This is a genomic window from Flagellimonas sp., assembly GCF_965601775.1.
In the GTDB taxonomy this organism is placed as follows: Bacteria; Bacteroidota; Bacteroidia; order Flavobacteriales; family Flavobacteriaceae; genus Flagellimonas.
This window is the reverse complement of the sequence record NZ_OZ271837.1, coordinates 3006963-3026169: the sequence shown is the minus strand read 5'-3', so window position 1 is coordinate 3026169 and position 19207 is coordinate 3006963. Positions and strand designations below refer to the sequence as shown.

The window sequence follows — 19207 nt, the reverse complement described above, 5'->3', positions numbered from 1 at the left end:
AGTATATAGTAATCCTCTTCGGCATTTTCCTTATTGGAGTTTGGTTATTAATACTCCTAAAACCAACAGAGGCAAGATAGAATTTGCGGAAGGCTGGTAGTACTAACTTGATAAATTACTCTGAGATTACGATTTGTATGATATCTGCCGCGGGACTTGTCATTTATTCAAAATATTCAAAATTTCCAGAAATATCCAGCTATATCGGTTGGTTCATGATGGTAACCTCTTTGGTTTTATTATTCGTGCCACAAAGACTTCATCATGCATATGAGGCAATGTGCGCTAACATACCCGCCCCTGTACTAATTAAAATAATATCTCCTTTTCCATTAACTTTTTGAGTAGACATATTCTATTCAGTGGCTTAAATCAAGCGTTAGGAACCTAGTCATAATCATGGACGATGTACAAAATTCGATATGCACATTGTCTTGTTTAGCACTCTACCAAAAAATTTGTACTACGTCCCGCTTATATCAATTAAACAAGCTCGGAGACCACAGCGCCACATTTAGGCGTCGTTGATGGTAATGTTCCAGGGCTGTAAATGGAACAATTTCTGGAAATTTATGTATTTTCAAAGAGGGTTACCTTCAATTACCTCTTTGAGGCACTTCCACTTACGATAAATCAAGTTGATTAATTGGTTAATTTTATTCTCCGGCAAGATATTTGATTATCAGTCATAAATACTTGTTGAAGCGAATTGCAATGAATACAAAACTACTTATAGAGTACTTCCACAAACTTCTTCCGTTGGATGAAGAAGAAATGGCCGCCGTTGATAGGTTTTTCAAATTAAGAAAAGTTAAGAGAAGACAATTTATCCTTCAAGAAGGAGGCGTAAGCGCAGTTAATACCTTCGTAATTGAAGGCTGTTTCCGAATGTTTATGGTTGACGAAAATGGAAAGGAACATAATCTTCAGTTTGCCATAGAAAATTGGTGGATTGGAGACATTGGAAGCTTTCATAGTGAAGAGCCATCCCGACTTTATATTGAGGCCTTGGAGCATTCAACAATTCTGCAAATAGCTAAAGAAGAGCAACTTAGACTTTTTGTTGAATTTCCAAAATTCAACCGAATTTTCAGGGTATTGACAGAGAATGCTCTTGTGAGCGCCCAAAGAAGAATTCTACACAATATTAGTTCTACTGCAGAAGAACGATATCTTGATTTTGTAGAACGATACCCGTATTTTTTCCATCGAATTTCTAATGTTCAGATTGCCTCTTACCTTGGTATGACACCTGAATTCCTAAGTACCATTCGAAAGAAACTCGCAAAATCTTAAAATACCTTAAGGTTATTTCTTAAACTGCCTTATAGGCTAGCTCAATGTGGTTCCCTGAACTTTGTTTAGAACAAAATTGAAAATCATGAAACGTTTAGTAGTACCCGCTTTGACCTTACTTATACTAATGTCGTGTGGTCAAAAACAAAATCAAGAATCAAATCAATTGTCTAAACAAAAAACTGAAATCATGCAAAAAGAGGAAAAGCAAAAAATTGAAAATTTATTGAGCAAATATGAGAAGTCATTGAACACTTCGGATGCCAATTTGGCCCAATCGCTCTACACAAAGGACGGTGTTTTTATGCCCACAGAGGCGCCTTCGGGAATAGGTTCGGAAGGCATTTTAAAATCCTACGAATTCGTCTTCTCGCAAATCCAACTAAATATTGAATTCTTCATTGAAGAAATCCAAGTGGAGGGAAACATGGCCTTTGCTGTCACCAGTTCAAGGGGAACCGTTAAAATCCATGCAAATGGAGTTGAGGTACCCGAAACCAATAGAGAACTTTTTGTGTTTGAAAAAATAGGTGGAGCATGGAAGATTGCCCGATATATGTTCAATAAAACTGAACCGAAAGGATAGTGAGATTGCTATTATGCTGGTTCAAACCCGCAAGGGTTAAGCATCTGATTGGTATTTCGATCAATGGGTTAAACAGAGATGGTTTAAAAGTTAAATTCTTTTAAACCACCTTTGTCTTTTTGCTATCGGCAAAATTTCCACTGTCCCCAGAAACCAAAAATTAAAGGACTTTTTCCACCCTGAAGAAAGCGAATTGCGTAATGATATTTATGATTGGGTTCCTTTTTTTACATAATAGTTTGCTTCCCGCCCTTTTATTTTCAAGCCCTATTATTGTGCGTTCAATGATTAGGTTGCATTCAAACTCGACAATTGCTGCAAAAATCTACGAAAGGAAAGCTTCCATTTGCAGACTCTGTACCAAATTCTTGTTCGCCCAAACTTTTGAAGTAAAGACCGGCCACCATTGAACTTATCTATGAGTTCGATTTTTTTTTCAAGGAACGGAAAACTCTATCTTTTTTGGAAGCAATAATGGTGTCTCCTTGACGCATATATTTAATCAGTCCGTTAAGACCTTTTTAATTGTTCCTTGCGACACTGGTAACGTCCGAGTAGATCTCTTCACATCTACTTTTGTTTAGAAATCCATGTGGGTTACCAGATTTTGCTCCTTTGTGGATATCCTTGCAAATCCAAATTTCATGGTCGATATCGTTATTTGGCCTTTCAAGGGCCATTTATTACTGTAGATGGGTGGTTGAAAAAAAAGGTAATCTGTGATTTAAACTAAACAGCGTATGTCATGGTGTCTAAGTACTTGACTTCTACAAGTCTTGGTACAATGAAAAAGAAACAAATCCGCGGTTTAAAAGAGTCAATCCTAAAAAAGTATGAATTCATATGCCATACCCAATCAATAGGTACATTTCTAGTATTTCCAATGAATTTTGTTTTAAGAAAGGTACCCGCTATAATCCTCCGGGAGCTCCGCATCGATATCCCTGAGATATGCGATGAGGGCCTTTAGCGTGGAATGGCCAGTAATCAACATTAATTTGTCCCTGGTTTCTGTCTGGGAATATTCTTTGCGCAGCTGTCGGTAAAGTTTTGTGATAAAAGTATGCCTAAAGGAATACAAGGTATAGTCCGTGCCCAGCTGGAACGATTTTCCATGTGCTTTCAAAAATTTATTGTACTTGGCCTTCAGGTCCTTGAACCTTTTGGTGAAATAATCCCTTCTACTTTCTTCCGATGATTCCCACGGTCCGATGCCCTTTGGGGTGAACAAAAAATGGTCGGAACTGGAAAAATCCAGTTCCTGGATTTCGTTGATGACGATATTTGGGATAATCTTGGTCTTGACCAATTTGTTCTTTGCCCTTACATGGAGTAGCTTTTGCTTGATGTTTATGTCCCCTAACCTGAGACGGCAAACTTCTATTGGGCGCAGGAAATTATAGGATATGAACTTGATAAAGAGCAAAAGGATCGGGTCGTGCTCTTCCATGAAGCGGAACATACCGTCAACGACTTCAAGGGAATAGGTCTTGTTGCGCTTTGGGTTCGATTTCAGGACCTTGATACTGGCCACAAAGTTCCTTGGGATAATATCGTTGGCTTCCAGCTCTGCGAACAGGGCACTGAGGACCACCCTGGTATTGTTGCGGTTCCTGGCACTGCTGGCCTTGAGTATCCCATTCAGGTAAGCGTTCACCAGTTTCTTGTCCAGTTCCAGTATGTTCCTATGCAGGGAACCCTTTTTTTTGAGGTACCTTTTAAACTGGCCCAGCCGACTGCGGTAGTCCCTATCGGAGGAACTGCTCAGGGAGGTTTTCTTGAGCCCATAGGCAAAATCCAGTGCCGCCTCCACAGAATATTTGTTCTCGGCCTTAAAGTTGGAGTTATATGGGGAATAGCCGTTTTTAAGGGCATCGTGGAGCGCCTCCCGGACGAGTTCGAAATGCATCAGGCGTTCCTTTTTGTCCTTGTACCTGCGGTTGAACTTCATGGTGATGTTCGGCTGTCGGACCATACGTGGGTTTCCGTGCTGGTCCTTAAGCTCGGGGTGCTGGTAGGAGTAGTAGATGTACCATCGTTTTGAGAGGTCGAAGGACTTCCCCCCGTGGTAGAGTTTAGGCTCGGTATATTTCTTGCTGATGCCCATTTTTTGTGCGGTCGCGTGTACGCTTTGCAATATACCAAAAAAATAATCCATTGAATTTAGATTTAAAAATCTGGTTTTCAATGGATTATGAAGTAGCGGGAACAGGACTCGAACCTGTGACCTTCGGGTTATGAGCCCGACGAGCTACCTACTGCTCTACCCCGCGATATCGGACGGCAAATATACAACTCTTTTAAACATATTTCCAAATTAGTGAGACCTTGATTTGAAAAGCGAAGCGAATTCAAATCAACAAGTCGAACTAATGCTGAGCGCGGTCGAAGCATCTTCTATTCTGGGAAACGGTCAAACTCTGACTTGAAAAGCAAAGCGAATTCAAATCAACAGGTCGAACTAATACGGAGCGGAGTCCAAGTATCTTTCATACTCAAGGAGGAGGTGCTAACTCTTGATTTGAATTGTATATCTTCGAACCATGGAGCAACTCAACGATTTTTTGGTTAACGCCATAACAGCAACTGAATGGCCCATGTTTGTCCTCTTGATAGGGGGCGGACTTTTTCTAGTGGTGTCTTCCAAATTCCTTCCGTATCGCTATTTCGGTCATGCTATTGCCATTACAGCAGGGAAGTATGATGATAAAAAAGCGAAAGGGGATGTGAGTTCTTTGCAAGCACTTTCTGCTGCCGTTGCTGCCACCGTAGGGTTGGGAAATATCTCTGGAGTAGCGATTGCCATCCATGATGGAGGCCCGGGAGTGGTTTTTTGGATTTGGATGACGGCCTTAATCGGTATGTGCATCAAATTTTATTCATGTAGTCTGTCCATCATGTATCGGGGAGAGGATTCTGAGGGAAAAATGCAGGGAGGTCCAATGTTCTACATCACCCAAGGATTGGGAAAAAAGGCCAAGCCGCTAGCCATTTTTTTTAGTATTGCCGGGCTCTTTGGGTTTTTAGGGGTTTTTACCGCCAATCAGTTTACCGAAACCTTTATGAGTGTGGTTGTTCCTGAGGAGAGCCTTATCGCAATGGGGGGAACCGAATCAGACCCCTTATTCAACTGGAAGTTGACCATAGGTATAGTACTTGCGATTATTTCTTCCTTTGTGATTTTTGGAGGCTTAAAAAATATAGCTAAAGTAGCAACGGCCATTGTGCCTTTTATGGTAGCTGTTTACCTCATTGCGGTGGTAGTGGTAATGGTTTTGAATGCATCACAAGTACTTCCCGCTTTAAAACTGATACTTTCAGAAGCATGGAATTTCAAAACAGTGGTCACCGGAGGTTTTTGGGGCTTGGTGATTATTGGTGTACGTCGTGCTATGTTTTCCAATGAAGCAGGTTTGGGTAGCGCCCCAATGTACCATGGACAATCCAAAAATGATGAACCCATCAGAGAGGGATTGGTAGCCATGCTGGGGCCTTTTATTGATACCATTTTGGTATGTACGTTCACAGCGGTGGTCATCATTTTAAGTGGCGCCTATTTGGAGGACACCAGTGGAATCGTGATGACTTTACAAGCGTTTCGGTCGACCTTAGGAGGTTTTGGGGATGATTTACTGATGATTATTGTCACTGCTTTTGCCCTTTCTACTTTATTTACCTATTCCTATTATGGGGTGAAGAGTCTTTCTTTTTTGACCAATGCCAAAATAGGAAAGTTGTACAATATCTATTTTGTGATTATGATTGTATTCGCGGCCATTGCTTCTCTAGAAGTAGTAAAGAATCTTATTGACCTTTCCTATGCCTTGATGGTCATTCCGAACATGATAGCTGTTTTATTGTTGGCTCCTAAAGTAAATCAGGCGGCTAAAACATACTTCATCAAAATGAAAGAACAACGTGCATAAATCCGGATTTGTAAATATTATTGGTAATCCGAATGTCGGAAAATCGACCTTTATGAACGCGATGGTAGGAGAGAAACTCTCTATTATCACCTCTAAAGCACAAACTACCCGACATCGAATTTTTGGAATTGTAAATGGTGATGATTTTCAAGTGGTTTTTTCGGATACCCCAGGTATCATCAAACCGGCCTATGAGCTGCAATCTTCTATGATGGATTTTGTAAAATCCGCTTTCGAGGATGCTGATGTACTTATTTATATGGTGGAGATAGGGGAAAAAGGACTAAAGGATGAAAACTTCTTCAAAAAAATATCAAATAGTAAAATTCCTGTCCTTCTCTTATTAAATAAGATTGATACTTCCGACCAAGCGCATTTGGAAGAACAGATACAATACTGGCAAGAGTTACTCCCTAAAGTGGAAATCTATCCCATTTCGGCATTGGAAAACTTCAATGTGAAGGAAGTCTTTGATCGTATTCTAGAGCTGTTACCTGAAGGACCTCCCTATTATCCCAAAGACCAACTCACGGATAAACCAGAACGGTTTTTCGTCAACGAAACCATTCGGGAAAAGATATTACTTCAATACAAAAAGGAGATTCCCTATGCCGTCGAAGTAGAAACTGAGGAATTTTTGGAAGATGACAAGATCATAAGAATCCGTTCAGTTATTATGGTAGAGCGGGATACACAAAAGGGAATCATTATCGGGCACAAGGGAAGCGCTTTAAAAAAAGTAGGGGTGGAAGCTCGAAAAGATTTGGAAAAATTCTTCGACAAGCAGGTCCATATTGAACTCTATGTTAAGGTAAATAAAAATTGGCGGAGCAATTCGAATCAGTTAAAACGTTTTGGTTACAATAACTAAAGCTTTTTTTAGTGTTTGAATAACCATTACTTCATTTTGGGTTTAGACCTTCTCAGGAAATTTAAACCAAACAAAATGAAGAATTACTTTAAACTACTACTCCCCACATTTTTACTTTTAACGTGCTTTTCTTGCGATAAAATAGATGACTTTTTAGGCGATGGCGGTTCTGACGATGAACCAACAGATGATACTCCAGTGGTTGCCTCGGTGGACTTCAGCTCTGTGAATACTTTTGACGTAGATGGTGAAGATTCTGCTGAAATTTCAGCCTACGACCCGCATACCCAAAGACTGTTTGTTACCAATGGTGCTTTGGATGAGGTCACCGTTTTTGACATTTCGGACATCAATTCACCCTCGCGTATTGGTTCCGTAAATTGCCCAAACCCAGGTTCTCCAAACAGTGTTGCAGTGAGTAATGGAATTCTAGCCGTTGCCATTGCGGCTGTAAATGAACAGGAAAATGGTTTCGTGGAGTTTTTTGATACTACCACTTTGGAAGAAATAGGTATTGCACATGCAGGGGCATTGCCTGATATGGTAGCTTTCACTCCTAATGGAGAATATGCGCTTACGGCAAACGAAGGTGAACCCAATGATGAGTATACCGTTGATCCAGAAGGCAGTGTTAGTATTATTAAGGTTGAAACCATGGAAGTGACTACTTTGGGATTTTCTGGATTTAATGCACAAGAAGAGGCTTTGGAATCGGCTGGGTTCCGAGTTTTTGGACCAGGTGCTGACTTGGCAACTGATGTCGAGCCAGAGTTTTTAACCATCTCGGATGACGGTACTACGGCCTGGGTGGCACTTCAAGAAAACAATGGTTTAGCAGTCGTAAACTTGGAAACCATGCAAATAGAGAGCATTCTTCCCTTGGGATTCAAAGATTATTCCCTTCCTGGAAATGAAATCGACCCAAGTAATGAGGATGGAAGACAAGAACTAAGAAGCGTTCCTGTTTTCGGAATCTACCAACCGGATGCTATAGCCTACTATAGTGTTAACGGAATGGATTATGTGGTATCTGCCAATGAAGGTGATGCTAGGGATTATGATGGCTTTTCTGAAGAAGAGCGGATGGCAGATTTGGTATTTGATGAAACGGCTTTTCCAGATGCTGCAACGCTACAGTTGGATGAGAATTTAGGAAGACTACAATCAACAACCACTTTGGGTGATACGGATGGTGATGGCGATTTCGATGAACTCTACAATTACGGAGCACGTTCCTTTAGCATTTGGTCCGGGCAAGGTCAATTAGTGTATGACAGTGGAAATGATATTGCAGAAATCACTTTGGACTTAACTCCAGATGCATTCAACGGGGGAGATAACCGAAGCGATGATAAGGGTGCAGAACCTGAGGCGGTGAGTATCCTTCAAATAGGAGAACGTCAAATTCTTTTTGTTGGTTTGGAACGTAATAATCAAGTTTTGGTATATGATATTTCAAATCCAAGCTTTCCTGAATTTATTCAAATATTGGCTACCGATGGGGATATAGGACCTGAGGGGGTTCTTCCAATTTCAGCCGAAGACAGTCCAACAGGAAAAGATTTGCTCATTGTAAGCAACGAAGTAAGTGGTACGGTTACCATTTATGAAAACGACTAACTTAGTTTCTGTTTCATAATTTATGTATGTTTATCAGAAGGCGCGAGATTGTTCTTGCGCCTTTTTGATTTCATGACCTAGGAAGATTCTGAATCAAATCCTCCAGCAAAAGGCTCAGTTGTTTCATTTGGCCTTTACCTTGAGATTTTCCAAACCTTCCAATTGCATAAAGGGCAAACCATAGCACCACCAAAAAAAACATTCCAACTACCCATAAGGTAATATCATTACCTAGAGAATATTTTGAATAGGCAAAAATGCCCAGAATTACGAATAAGGTTCCTATTCCAAAGTGCAGAAACATAAAAAAGGTCCATAAAGTGGGGTTGGGACCAAATACACCATGAATGGTGCTTTTATTTTTTTCAAAAGAAGTGAGTTCTAAATGAAGCTGTGGAGACCAAAAATTGGTGTGTTCTTTTCGAAAACGTAGGTAGATGTGTTCATCCAAACGTTTTAGCACAAAAGGAGGTTCAGAAGTCCTGTCAAAATTCTTTTTCAAAGACTCTAAATCAGTAGCCAAATCGATTTTAAATCGTGGGCGAAGTACGATGTCATTGGTTAGGTCACTCATGGTACCGTAGCATGCCCAAAAAAGGTAACATTTTTTCTTTATAAATAATGGTATTTTTGCCGAAAATAGAAACGCATGGGAGCCATTGTAGCTGTAGTTGGTAGACCAAATGTTGGAAAGTCCACATTCTTTAATCGATTGATTCAAAGGAGAGAGGCGATTGTTGATGCGGTAAGTGGTGTTACTCGTGATCGTCACTACGGAAAGAGCGACTGGAATGGAAAGGAGTTCTCTCTGATTGATACCGGAGGTTATGTGGTGGGAAGCGATGATGTCTTTGAGAAGGAAATTGATAAACAGGTAGAACTGGCCATTGATGAGGCGGATGCCATCATTTTTATGGTAGATGTAGAGTCTGGGGTCACGGGAATGGACGAGGAGGTAGCCCGATTGTTGCGAAAAGTAGATAAACCTGTTTTTCTGGCGGTTAACAAAGTCGATAATGCCCAACGCGCTGCCGATGCGGTGGAATTCTATGCTCTGGGACTGGGTGAATACTATCCGCTTTCCAGTATAAACGGGAGCGGTACGGGAGAATTGTTGGATGCCTTGGTTGAGGTGCTTCCCGAGAGCGAGGAAGAAGATGATGAACTACCTAGATTCGCGGTAGTGGGTAGACCCAATGCGGGAAAATCATCGTTTATCAATGCATTGATAGGGGAAGACCGCTACATTGTTACGGATATTGCAGGAACTACGCGAGATAGTATCGATACGCGCTACAATCGTTTTGGGTTCGAATTCAATTTGGTGGACACCGCTGGAATCCGAAGAAAGGCAAAGGTCAAGGAGGATTTGGAGTTCTATTCCGTAATGCGCTCTATTCGGGCTATAGAACATTGCGACGTGTGTTTGCTTGTTTTGGATGCCACAAGAGGCTTTGACGGCCAGGTACAGAATATTTTTTGGCTGGCCCAACGTAACAATAAAGGCATTGTGGTCTTGGTCAACAAATGGGATTTGATGGAAAAAGAAACCAATTCTGTTCGTGACTATCAAGAAAAAATCAAAAAGCAGATGGAACCTTTTACCGATGTCCCTATTTTGTTTATTTCCGTGCTAACTAAACAACGTATTTATAAGGCGATTGAAACGGCCGTGGATGTGTATAAAAGTCGTTCTAAAAAAATTCCAACCAGAAAGTTGAATGATGTTTTATTGCCCATAATTGAAAACACCCCGCCACCATCTTACAAAGGTAAATATGTAAAGATTAAGTTCATCACCCAGTTGCCTACACCGTATCCGCAGTTTGCTTTTTTCTGTAATTTGCCCCAATATGTACGGGACCCCTACAAACGATTTTTAGAGAATAAGTTGAGAGAGCATTTTGACTTCTCCGGGGTTCCTATGACCATTTTTATGCGGAAAAAGTAACCTAGCTTCCAGAAGCAGGTTTTATGTTTACTTTTTGTTGAATTCGATTTCCAGAATCATCCATAGCGGAAAGGAGATATTCCCCAGCAGGAACATCCAATAGCAACTCATGGAAATCTTCGGTTGAACCCACATAGGTCTTATCCAAATACCAATGTACTCGGGTTTCGGTTTGTTGGTGGGCCAATTTAAATAAGACTTCCGTGGCATGATTGCCCAAGTCTTTGGGAACCAAAATGTCTTCATTGGGCTTGGGGTAAATAAAAGCCATTCGTTGGCTTTCTTCGGAATAACATGCATTCAAGTATGGAGGTAAAATTTTGTAGTTGGGATTGGAAGTGGCATAATAATATTCCATTAAGGGAGGTAAAACAAACCACGTTTTGCTGACCATATTCTCCAGAGGGTAACAAGATGAGTTTACTCGAAATGTTCCGGCAACATTGAAAAAATGCTGTTGGTGATAGGGGCATGGTTTACTCTTCAGACCGTTTTTTGGAAGCAATTGCCTTTCTGTGTTTTCACAAAAAACCGAAGCAATGGAACCACTTTCCTTGCAAATGTTTATGGTCTTGAGCTCATCAAATGGCTCTTGAAACCATCCACTATGAGGTAATACATCCAATACATCAAATAAGATAGGAGCGGCAGCTTCAATTCCCGTTAGTCCAGGCCTTCCTTCTCCATCCGCATTGCCAGCCCATACGCCAATGGCATACTTAGGAGTAACTCCTACAGCCCAAGCATCTTTAAAGCCAAAACTGGTTCCTGTTTTCCAAGCTATAGGTTGTGACGAGTCAAAAAACTGCCAATTCTCAGCACCTTCAGGTCGATTTACTTCCCTTAACGATTTGAAGGTGTGAAAAATAGCACCAGCATCCAGAATAGGAGCTTCACGTTGCACATCTCCAAAGGAAATGGAGGTGTTGGACAAATACGTGGGTTCAACAAACTCATCCGTTCGGTAGGTACTGGAATTGTTGACAAAATGATTGAGTGTTGAGGCGGCAGAAGCATAAGTTTTGGTAATGTCCCACAAAGAACTTTCAGCACCCCCCAAAATCAGGGAAAGTCCATAATACGAGGAGGGCTTGTCCAGAGAACCCAAATTCATCGTTTTTAACTTGTTATAGAATTTTTGGAGTCCGTAGGAACGTAACAAACGAACCGCGGGGACATTGAGTGACCGGGAAAGGGCCCTGCTAGCGGATACCGCTCCGACATGTTTTTTACTGAAGTTTTTTGGATGATAACCATTAATGACCGTCGGGACATCCTCGACCAAGGCATTGGGCAACAGTTGTCCTTCATGCATTAAAGAAGCAAACAGAAAAGGTTTCAGCGTACTTCCAGTACTTCGTTTTTTTGTAATGATGTCTACATAATTGCTATGCTCTTTATTAGTTGGTGCGTTGCCTACGTAGCTTAACACTTGTCGGGTTTCCACATCCAAAACCAAAATGGATAGGTTGTTTATCTCATTACTTTTAAGTCGAATATGATGGTTTTCCGCTAGACCATTGACCTGCTGTTGCAAATGCATGTCAATTGAGGTCTGGATACGTTTTTCAGGATGCTCCTGTTTAATTCGCTCCGTGAGATGGGGTGCAATATTCGGAAGCTGTAAAGGTTTTTGGGGTAAAGGTTCTGCAATGGCCAGTTCATATGTGGTCCGATCCATTTGATCGTTGTCCCATAATTTCTTCAGCAAACGATTTCTTTTCTGTAATAAAACGGACTCATTTCGACCCGGAAAAATTAAGGAAGGAGCGTTTGGTAAAACTGCCAGCGTAGCGGCGTGTCCCCAACTCAGTTCATGGGCAGGGATACCGAAATAGCGCCAAGATGCCGTTTCCAATCCCACTACATTACCGCCATAGGGCGTGTTTGAAGCGTAGAGCTCCAAAATTTCTTCCTTGGAATAGCGAAATTCCAAGCGGGTAGCCATGAATAGCTCGATGGCCTTTTCAAAATAGGTCCGAGGTCTATTTTTCCGACTTAAACGAATGACTTGTTGGGTAATCGTGCTCCCACCTCTTCTGGTTTCTTTGGTGAGGTTATGGACTAAGGCGTTGCATATGGAAACTGGATTAAAACCCGGATGCTGATAGAAGTATTCGTCCTCAAAAAGTAAAACACTTTGTTTGAATCGATGAGGGATTGAATCGACCTGTGGAAAACGCCATTGACCATCTTCTGCAATTCGGGCTCCAAGCAGAAAGCCTTCAGAACTGGTCACAACCGTTGAGGTGGGTTCCTTAAACAGATTTTTTGGTAGACAGAAAAGCCAAACCAAGAAAATTATTAAGAACCCGGACAATTTTATTCGGTTCCTGAGAAGGAATCTTTTTATGAACCATACCCTTTTCATTGGCAAATACGATTAATTTGCCCTAAAAAGGGGGTAATACAATTAGTCCTGGTCCATAGGATAGTCCTCATAGAAATGTTCGAAAGTTTTCTCCGTATCATAGTCCTCGGTAAGTACGCGATACACTAGAAAAACTACCAAACCCTGACCAAAAATGGTCACATAAAACACCCAATTGAAGGGAAAGTTCATACTCGCCATGATGACGAGGGTTACCAAAACCAAGGTGGTGAAGGCCACCAAACTCATTACCGAAATTTTCATGCCTTTTTTTTGAGAAATTACGAAACTTCATCAACCCCTTGAAAAAATTGGGAAACATTAACGCCATTGCCTTCATTTGTTTAACCTTCATCCTACATGCTATTGTACTACAGAAATCCATTTTCCTTTATTTCTTGCATAAAAAGTATTGTCATACATGGCCTCAACTTGTGATCCCGGCAAATAATAATCGCCCAAAAAGGAAGCATTGAGTTTTACCGAGAATGTTATCGATTTTTTGGCTCCCAAATCAAAGTAAAAATGGGTTCGGTCGTCACGAACATCAATATAATCAGCTTTAGCTGAGTTGGTACTTGAAGTGCCTGCATAGGAGGTATCCACAATTTCCCAACCGCTAGGAACAATTTGGGTCACAGCAATGTTGTCAACATAATCGTTACTTGAGTTGAATACCGTGATTTTTGCTTCCAGTTCAGTTCCTTGCCTCAACTGGCTTACATCAATTGAATTTCCAATAGCATCCAAATAGGCTACCGATAATCTAAGATTCTGCTGTTCTTCCAGTTCTTGTCCCACTGGCAGTTTTCCACTTTGTTCTAGTGTCACGAACAGGGTATTGTCTTGACTATTTTTGACTTCAATGTTTGCATTTGTTGAAGTAATCGGTAGAGGTCGTTGAGCAATGGCCCTATCCGTTTTTATTTCTACCTCTTTTCCATTATAGGTGTAAGATAGGTGAATCGCTTTACCTCCATTTTTGGAAACCATTTTAGCCATGGCTAATAAGGCATAGGCCGTCTCTTGGGTGCTGTACCATCGTTGGGATGATAGGTTTTTAGCCAACGACATTGCCAGTTCCCTTTGCTGGGAATCACCTAGAATTACCATAGTTTCCAAGGCCATGGCCCTATTTCTGAATACAGAACCATAGGTTCTATAATTGTAAGCGTTGGGCACAAAATTGATATTGGCCGTTTGGACTAAGTCTTCAGCCACTTCTTTTTTACCTACCAAGGCATACGCAGCCGCTAACCTCCATTTAGCTTCGTTACTTAGGTTTCTCGTTTCTCGAAGACGGTTCATTGCAGCAAGCTCTGGTTGTTGGGCAAGAGCCAAGGTGTATAGGCGATATGCTTGATTCAGGTCATCATTATATGCGCTTTGTTGATTGCTCCATTGTCTAGCCCTTTGTTTTTGATAGCGTAACCAATTGCTTAAAAAGGTTAATGGTAATTGATAGCCTTTTTGTTTGGCTTCCAACATAAAATGACCGGCATAGGAGGTACCCCAATCATCGGCATCTCTATACCCCGGCCAATAGCTCAAACCGCCATTGGATGTTTGAAAATTTCCTAGCCTTTTAATAGCAGCCTTAATGTTCTTTTCTATGTCTTTTTTGGTATCGAAGGTGATATCCAAAACATCTGACAAGAATAATTGTGGAAACGCCGAGGAGGTGGTTTGCTCCACGCAACCGTGGGGATAACGCACCAAATAGTCCATACGTTTGGAAAAATCCATTGGGGGTAGGGTAGAAAACTCCAAAGAGGCCGAATTGGTTCCAGAAGTTCCAAAGACTTCCAAAGGAATGGATTGCATTTGGTTCCCATTTAGTGTGAACAATTCACTTCGGGTTGTTATAGGATTTGGGTTTTCTACATCAATTTCAATTTTATCCGAAGCGTTTTCACCTGCCCCCGTTGCACTTACTTTAATGGTTTGGAAAGATTGGGATGGGTTCACACGAAAATCAAAGTTCACAATTTGTTCTCCCACGGCATCAAATGAAATATTTTTTGAAGTTGGCCCCAAGGGCTCCAAAGCTTGACTCGTATCAATGGACACTTTTACGTTTTTCACTTTGTTTTCCATGGCAAAAACGGTAACAGGAATGGTCACCTTCTCTCCTGGAGAGAGTTTTCTGGGTAAAGAAGTGAGCACCATGAGAGGTTTGCGTACAGGAGTGGTTTCTTCAGTTTTTCCGTAAGCGCTATTCGCGTCTCCAGCAATGAGCATAGTCCGTACAGACCCAACATAATTGGGCATGTTGATGGTATGCGATGTTTTTTCTCCCGATTTAAGGGTAAAAGGCCCTAAATAATGCACCACGGGTTTAAAACGCTGTGCCTTTCTATTCTTTGCCCCTTCAGCAAAACCACCTCCGCCAATGGCGTAGATATTGTCCACACTTATGGAATAAGCGCCCATGACATCATCAAAAATGTCAAAGGTTTTAACTCCCAAGGCTTGTCTAGCATAAAAGGCACTGTGGATATCGGGTGTACGAAACCTCGTTAAGTCCAAAAGACCTTCATCCACAATGGTGAGGGAATACGTCATGGCTTTGCGATTGACTTCGGAAACTTTTACCTCAAAAGATTTTTCCGGTTTTAGTACCGACGGCATTTCCAATTTAGGTTGTAAACGGGTTGAAGGATCTTCAACAGTTATAGGTACAACTCCATATAAACGAATGGGGAGGTCGTTTTTGACTTGTCCATGAGGTTGCAACAGGGAAATATGGACATAAACATTTGGGGCCATTTCTGAAGTAATGGGGATTTTGGCCTGAGTCTCCTGAGCGGAGGTTTCAATCCATTGCTGGGACAACACTTCTGTACCATTTTCTATGCTCAATAGAGCACGTCCGCCCCTATCGGATGGAAATGTGACTACAGCATCTTCCCCCAAGGCGTAATTTTCCTTATCGGCCGAGAAAACTAGGATTTTAGAACTTTCCGCATCTCCAGAAGAAGGCCTTTTCCACCAATTTTTATAAAAATAAGCCGTACGTCCAGTGGCATGACCTGAATTTTCGTCAATTACACGAATCAGGAAGCGACCCCTATCTTCATCCGGGATGTTGATTTTGAAACTGCCCTTGCCGTCAGAACCAGTACTAACGGATTGTTCCAGGAAAGGACGATGTACAGTAGCATTTTCATAACGAGAGAGATTGTCGTACCCACGATTCCACCACCACCGCCATTCAATCTTGAATACCTGTATTTTAAGTTTCCTATTTCCAACTGTTTTGCCCTCGGGATCCACACTTACCACATCAAAAGTTGTATTTTCATCCGTTAGATAGGAACCGTAACGTTTGGCTTTAGGCGAACGCAATCCTACAAAATGGGTGAATGAGGATAGCTTTTTAGAAAATACATCGATGGAAAAATCCCCACCTCCTTCAAACACCTTGGTAGTGAAGGTAGTTTGGAGCATTCCTGGTGCTCTTCTGTTGGCTGAGATTTTCTTGTTGATATTTAGCTCTCCATTACCATCCAACTGTGATGTGATGAATTGCTCTTCTGTTTCCGAAAATGTCCGAACAGGGTCTTGGAAGTTATACGTATTGAATTTTGGAAAAGCATTTGAAGCAACTCCAATTTTGGCGTTGATATCTACCTTTAAATTACGTGCAGGAGCTCCATGCAACCACTGAACAGCTACCTTTCCAGTATTCCGTTCATTGGCCTGTAGTACTTCATTATCAAAGGAAAAGTTGACCTTAAGGCGATTGGGCTTTGTGGTGGCGATTTTTAAGCTTTTGTTGTATTCCGCTCCACCAACAATAATTTTGGCATTCCAGGTTCCAGTTGGTGCTTCTGGTTTTGTGGGAATGGGGAAATAGTAAAAATCACCTTCTTTTTTGGCATAAAGGCCTTCTGAAACGGGCAACGACTCATTTCGAAGGGTATTTCGCTGTACAAGTTTACCTCGTGCATCACTTACTTCCAAGGTAACAGGATGGTCATCTGGGATAGGGTTGCCTTTATCATCCATGACAAAGGTCAAATGCACAGTATCGCCTGGACGATGTACGCCCCTTTCCGTATACATAAAACCTTGAAGCCCATTTTGAATGCTTTCCCCGGAAACATCAAACTTGCTCATGGAAAGTGAGTTCCCATCTGCTAATTTGGCATAGGCGTAGTTATTGTCCTTTTGCGCTACGGCAAAGGCCACGTTCTTTTCGCCATCATAAATACCAAAACCAGAAGCATCAGTGGTTATTTCTCCCAACAATTGCTGCTGATAGTTGTACAATTTTATGGAAGTTTTTGCTTCAGGTTTGGTGGAAATCAAATTTGTCGCAGCAAAGTGATAGGATCTATTATTGCCTTTTTTTACAATTAGGCCTAAATCACTTCCCAATAGGTTGGTAGTTGCAATTCTGTTTTCGTTATAGTATGCTGAATGACAAGGATTGTCGCGTTCCTCCCAATTGTAATTGTAGTTTCTCCAATAATAGATTTCATTATCCCAATAGCGCTCCTCGATACTTTCGGTACTTTGGGAAGATTCATTGTCAGTCAATGCATCTGAATTGTCTTCTGAGGTAGTATCACCACAATCGTAAGTGGTATGTTCTTTTTTGAAACTGAATTCAACGCGATATAGAGATCCTGGATTGATTTTTATGAGTTCTGAGAGGTCCAGGGCATGCGCTTTCCAGTAGCTTGTATTTTCTGAACCGTTTTCCAAAAGGGGAATTACTTTATATGCCACTCTTCTACCGACAGCCCTAAGGTCTGGATTATAGCTCGAGGTTAGATTGTTTCCCTGAAGAAATTGAAGCATATTGTCCTCATATACTTGGATTACCCGAACCTCTACGGCGGACAGATTTACAGTCTCAAAATAAATAGGAGTGGAAGTGGCATTGGGCAGAATGGTGCCTTTGGATATGAGTCGTACGTTGGGTTTCAATTGCTCAAAGGACACGAGTTCAGAAAATGTATTTTTTAAACTAAAACCGTACTCGCTTTTGATACCTTCAAAAACTGTTACCCGAACCTCTCCCAAAATCCGATTGGTTGGATATACCTTAAGCAGGTTCCCATCAATTTCATAACGAAGACTTTCCGCATTTTCAATGGTAACCAATCCGTTGAGGTTTTGATTCTGTTTTAGGGGTTCAGAAAAATTGAGGGTTAATGCTGCATTGGGGGCCGATGCTGTTTTGGCATCAACGACAACAAATTTGTTGAGACCTGGGACTGTAAATTCCTCTTCTCCTGAGTTGTCTATTCCCAAGTCTTTTCCGGTCCAGCTAATTTGTAATTCCGAATCTTCGGTCTTTCTGGAAATACTATCTATTTTAAAACTGAAATATTGCGCGTTCGTATTTGCACTTTCCCATTTTACAGTAAGTGGTTTTTCTCCTTGTTTTACCTGAAGCACCGATTTTATTTTTGAAGCTTCCAATAAATCGGAAGCGTTAAGGGTTCCAGTGAGGTATTGCCATTCCTTGCTGTAGGATTGTAAATTGCTCAAATTGATACTGAAATTTGGTGTAATGGTCTTAAAACTGAAGGTGTACTCCTTGAATTCACTGGTAATGTCTTCAAAAAGTTTATCCAGCACTAAGGTTGCTACATACTCTGTATCTGGTTTTAAATATTCGGAAGGTTGAAATGTCAGTTCCCTTCCATTTTCTATGGAAAGTTGTCCCTCAATTTTTGGGGTGATTTTCAGATATTCCTTAGGAAGTTCTTGGGTAAGTTCAAATTGGTCCAACGGCTTGGCCAACAGTATTGAAATTGGACTCGCTATGCTCTTATGACCATGGGTATGAGAACTTATGTAGTCTTTGAACTTAAAGAGATTATCCGTTTCAGAATCGGGAGCCTTTTTTTTGCAGGAAAAGGAAAGAATCAAAAGGGTAGATAGGAGAATTCTAAGGAAACGCGACATGTCTATGGTTTTAATGAAATTAAACTTCACCACAGACAAGATAGCTCAAAAAAGAAAGTTGGGGCTAGGTGAGTTTATGAATGGTGTGATAAGATGTACGAACGTTTTTTTCATTCTGGATTGAACCTTAGGAAATATTTATGATTTAAAATCCTAGGGCAAGCCATATTATTAATAATTTCAGTCCATTCACAACCAAAAAAATAAACAATCATGTTACGCTCTCTTCTTTTTGTATTTTTTTCAGTAGGAATTTTCACAGTATGTCAAGCTCAAGAATCCGATTATCAATTGGTGGCCCAGACCGTTAATTATTATTTGGAAGGTGGCACCAACAACGATTATGCGACCTTAAAGAAGGCCTTTCACGAAACCGCAACCATGAAGTACATCACCAATGATGGCTACAAGGAAGTGAATGCCTTGGAATTCTTTTCTGGCATGGATGCTTCAAAACCCAAACAAAACAGAAAAACCCGAATTGCGGATATCACCATATCAGGTCATGCGGCAAATGCAAGGTTGGAGATTGATTATCCAACGTTCACCTTCATAGACTACATGAATTTGTTGAAGATTGACGGAGAGTGGAAAATTGTCAATAAGATTTTTTACCGTCAGGCTGCTTTAAAATAAAAATCAAAAGTTACTGTGCAATTTG

At 41.0% G+C, this 19207-nt stretch carries 12 protein-coding genes and 1 tRNA gene; 7 read left to right on the top strand and 6 right to left on the bottom strand.

The features are described 5' to 3' along the window. Window positions 1-714: 714 nt before the first annotated feature. Together ACSLUF_RS14035 and ACSLUF_RS14030 are read left to right on the top strand one after the other, a co-directional pair. Window positions 715-1296: a Crp/Fnr family transcriptional regulator gene (locus ACSLUF_RS14035; protein WP_106144836.1), complete on the top strand. Its 582-nt coding sequence runs from the start codon at window positions 715-717 to the stop codon at window positions 1294-1296. An 85-nt stretch (window positions 1297-1381) separates the two neighbouring features. After that, window positions 1382-1882 (top strand): YybH family protein, encoded by a 501-nt coding sequence (locus ACSLUF_RS14030; RefSeq protein ID WP_435623391.1) that lies wholly within the window; start codon window positions 1382-1384, stop codon window positions 1880-1882. A gap of 895 nt (window positions 1883-2777) precedes the next feature. Here ACSLUF_RS14030 and ACSLUF_RS14025 read toward each other — a convergent pair. Then, window positions 2778-4070 (bottom strand): tyrosine-type recombinase/integrase, encoded by a 1293-nt coding sequence (locus tag ACSLUF_RS14025; RefSeq protein ID WP_435623390.1) that lies wholly within the window; start codon window positions 4068-4070, stop codon window positions 2778-2780. A 12-nt stretch (window positions 4071-4082) separates the two neighbouring features. Next, a tRNA-Met gene (locus ACSLUF_RS14020) sits at window positions 4083-4155 on the bottom strand. A gap of 270 nt (window positions 4156-4425) precedes the next feature. Between ACSLUF_RS14020 and ACSLUF_RS14015 the strand changes: the two genes are divergently transcribed. From ACSLUF_RS14015 to ACSLUF_RS14005, 3 genes are all read left to right on the top strand, one after another. Beyond that, window positions 4426-5808 carry an alanine/glycine:cation symporter family protein gene (locus ACSLUF_RS14015; protein WP_435623389.1) on the top strand — a complete coding sequence of 461 codons (1383 nt, stop codon included), beginning with the start codon at window positions 4426-4428 and terminating at the stop codon, window positions 5806-5808. A 52-nt stretch (window positions 5809-5860) separates the two neighbouring features. Further along, the gene (gene era / locus ACSLUF_RS14010) at window positions 5861-6679 is read left to right on the top strand and encodes a GTPase Era (protein ID WP_435625844.1); all 819 of its coding nucleotides are present in this window, start codon (window positions 5861-5863) and stop codon (window positions 6677-6679) included. A gap of 75 nt (window positions 6680-6754) precedes the next feature. Next, window positions 6755-8299, top strand: coding sequence for a choice-of-anchor I family protein (locus ACSLUF_RS14005; RefSeq protein ID WP_435623388.1), 1545 nt, complete (start codon window positions 6755-6757; stop codon window positions 8297-8299). A gap of 70 nt (window positions 8300-8369) precedes the next feature. Here ACSLUF_RS14005 and ACSLUF_RS14000 read toward each other — a convergent pair whose 3' ends face one another. Then, on the bottom strand, window positions 8370-8873 hold the full coding sequence (locus tag ACSLUF_RS14000; RefSeq protein WP_435623387.1) for a GTP-binding protein: 504 nt from the start codon (window positions 8871-8873) through the stop codon (window positions 8370-8372). Window positions 8874-8948: 75 nt separating this feature from the next. On the opposite strand from ACSLUF_RS14000, the gene der reads away from it, so the two are divergent. Beyond that, window positions 8949-10250, top strand: coding sequence for a ribosome biogenesis GTPase Der (der, locus tag ACSLUF_RS13995; RefSeq protein WP_435623386.1), 1302 nt, complete (start codon window positions 8949-8951; stop codon window positions 10248-10250). 1 nt (window position 10251) lies between these two features. On the opposite strand, the gene pbpC is transcribed toward der, so the two are convergent. From pbpC to ACSLUF_RS13980, 3 genes are all read right to left on the bottom strand, one after another. After that, window positions 10252-12489: a penicillin-binding protein 1C gene (gene pbpC, locus ACSLUF_RS13990; RefSeq protein WP_435623385.1), complete on the bottom strand. Its 2238-nt coding sequence runs from the start codon at window positions 12487-12489 to the stop codon at window positions 10252-10254. Window positions 12490-12663: 174 nt separating this feature from the next. Then, a complete protein-coding gene (locus ACSLUF_RS13985) occupies window positions 12664-12885 on the bottom strand; it encodes a hypothetical protein (protein WP_435623384.1) in 222 nt (73 codons plus the stop codon). Between the two features lie 99 nt (window positions 12886-12984). Next, entirely contained in the window at window positions 12985-18546 is a 5562-nt protein-coding gene (locus tag ACSLUF_RS13980) for an alpha-2-macroglobulin family protein (RefSeq protein ID WP_435623383.1), read from the bottom strand. A 213-nt stretch (window positions 18547-18759) separates the two neighbouring features. Here ACSLUF_RS13980 and ACSLUF_RS13975 point away from each other — a divergent pair, with 213 nt between their 5' ends. Continuing rightward, a complete protein-coding gene (locus tag ACSLUF_RS13975) occupies window positions 18760-19182 on the top strand; it encodes a nuclear transport factor 2 family protein (RefSeq protein ID WP_435623382.1) in 423 nt (140 codons plus the stop codon). Window positions 19183-19207 lie beyond the last annotated feature (25 nt).

Bases quoted from the DNA above. Each gene is read 5' to 3' on its own strand.
- ACSLUF_RS14005 (WP_435623388.1), top strand. From the start codon at position 6,755: ATGAAGAATTACTTTAAACTACTACTCCCCACATTTTTACTTTTAACG.
- ACSLUF_RS13980 (WP_435623383.1), bottom strand. From the start codon at position 18,546: ATGTCGCGTTTCCTTAGAATTCTCCTATCTACCCTTTTGATTCTTTCC.
- ACSLUF_RS13985 (WP_435623384.1), bottom strand. From the start codon at position 12,885: ATGAAAATTTCGGTAATGAGTTTGGTGGCCTTCACCACCTTGGTTTTG.
- ACSLUF_RS14035 (WP_106144836.1), top strand. From the start codon at position 715: ATGAATACAAAACTACTTATAGAGTACTTCCACAAACTTCTTCCGTTG.
- der (WP_435623386.1), top strand. From the start codon at position 8,949: ATGGGAGCCATTGTAGCTGTAGTTGGTAGACCAAATGTTGGAAAGTCC.
- ACSLUF_RS13975 (WP_435623382.1), top strand. From the start codon at position 18,760: ATGTTACGCTCTCTTCTTTTTGTATTTTTTTCAGTAGGAATTTTCACA.
- ACSLUF_RS14015 (WP_435623389.1), top strand. From the start codon at position 4,426: ATGGAGCAACTCAACGATTTTTTGGTTAACGCCATAACAGCAACTGAA.
- ACSLUF_RS14000 (WP_435623387.1), bottom strand. From the start codon at position 8,873: ATGAGTGACCTAACCAATGACATCGTACTTCGCCCACGATTTAAAATC.
- era (WP_435625844.1), top strand. From the start codon at position 5,861: ATGAACGCGATGGTAGGAGAGAAACTCTCTATTATCACCTCTAAAGCA.
- ACSLUF_RS14030 (WP_435623391.1), top strand. From the start codon at position 1,382: ATGAAACGTTTAGTAGTACCCGCTTTGACCTTACTTATACTAATGTCG.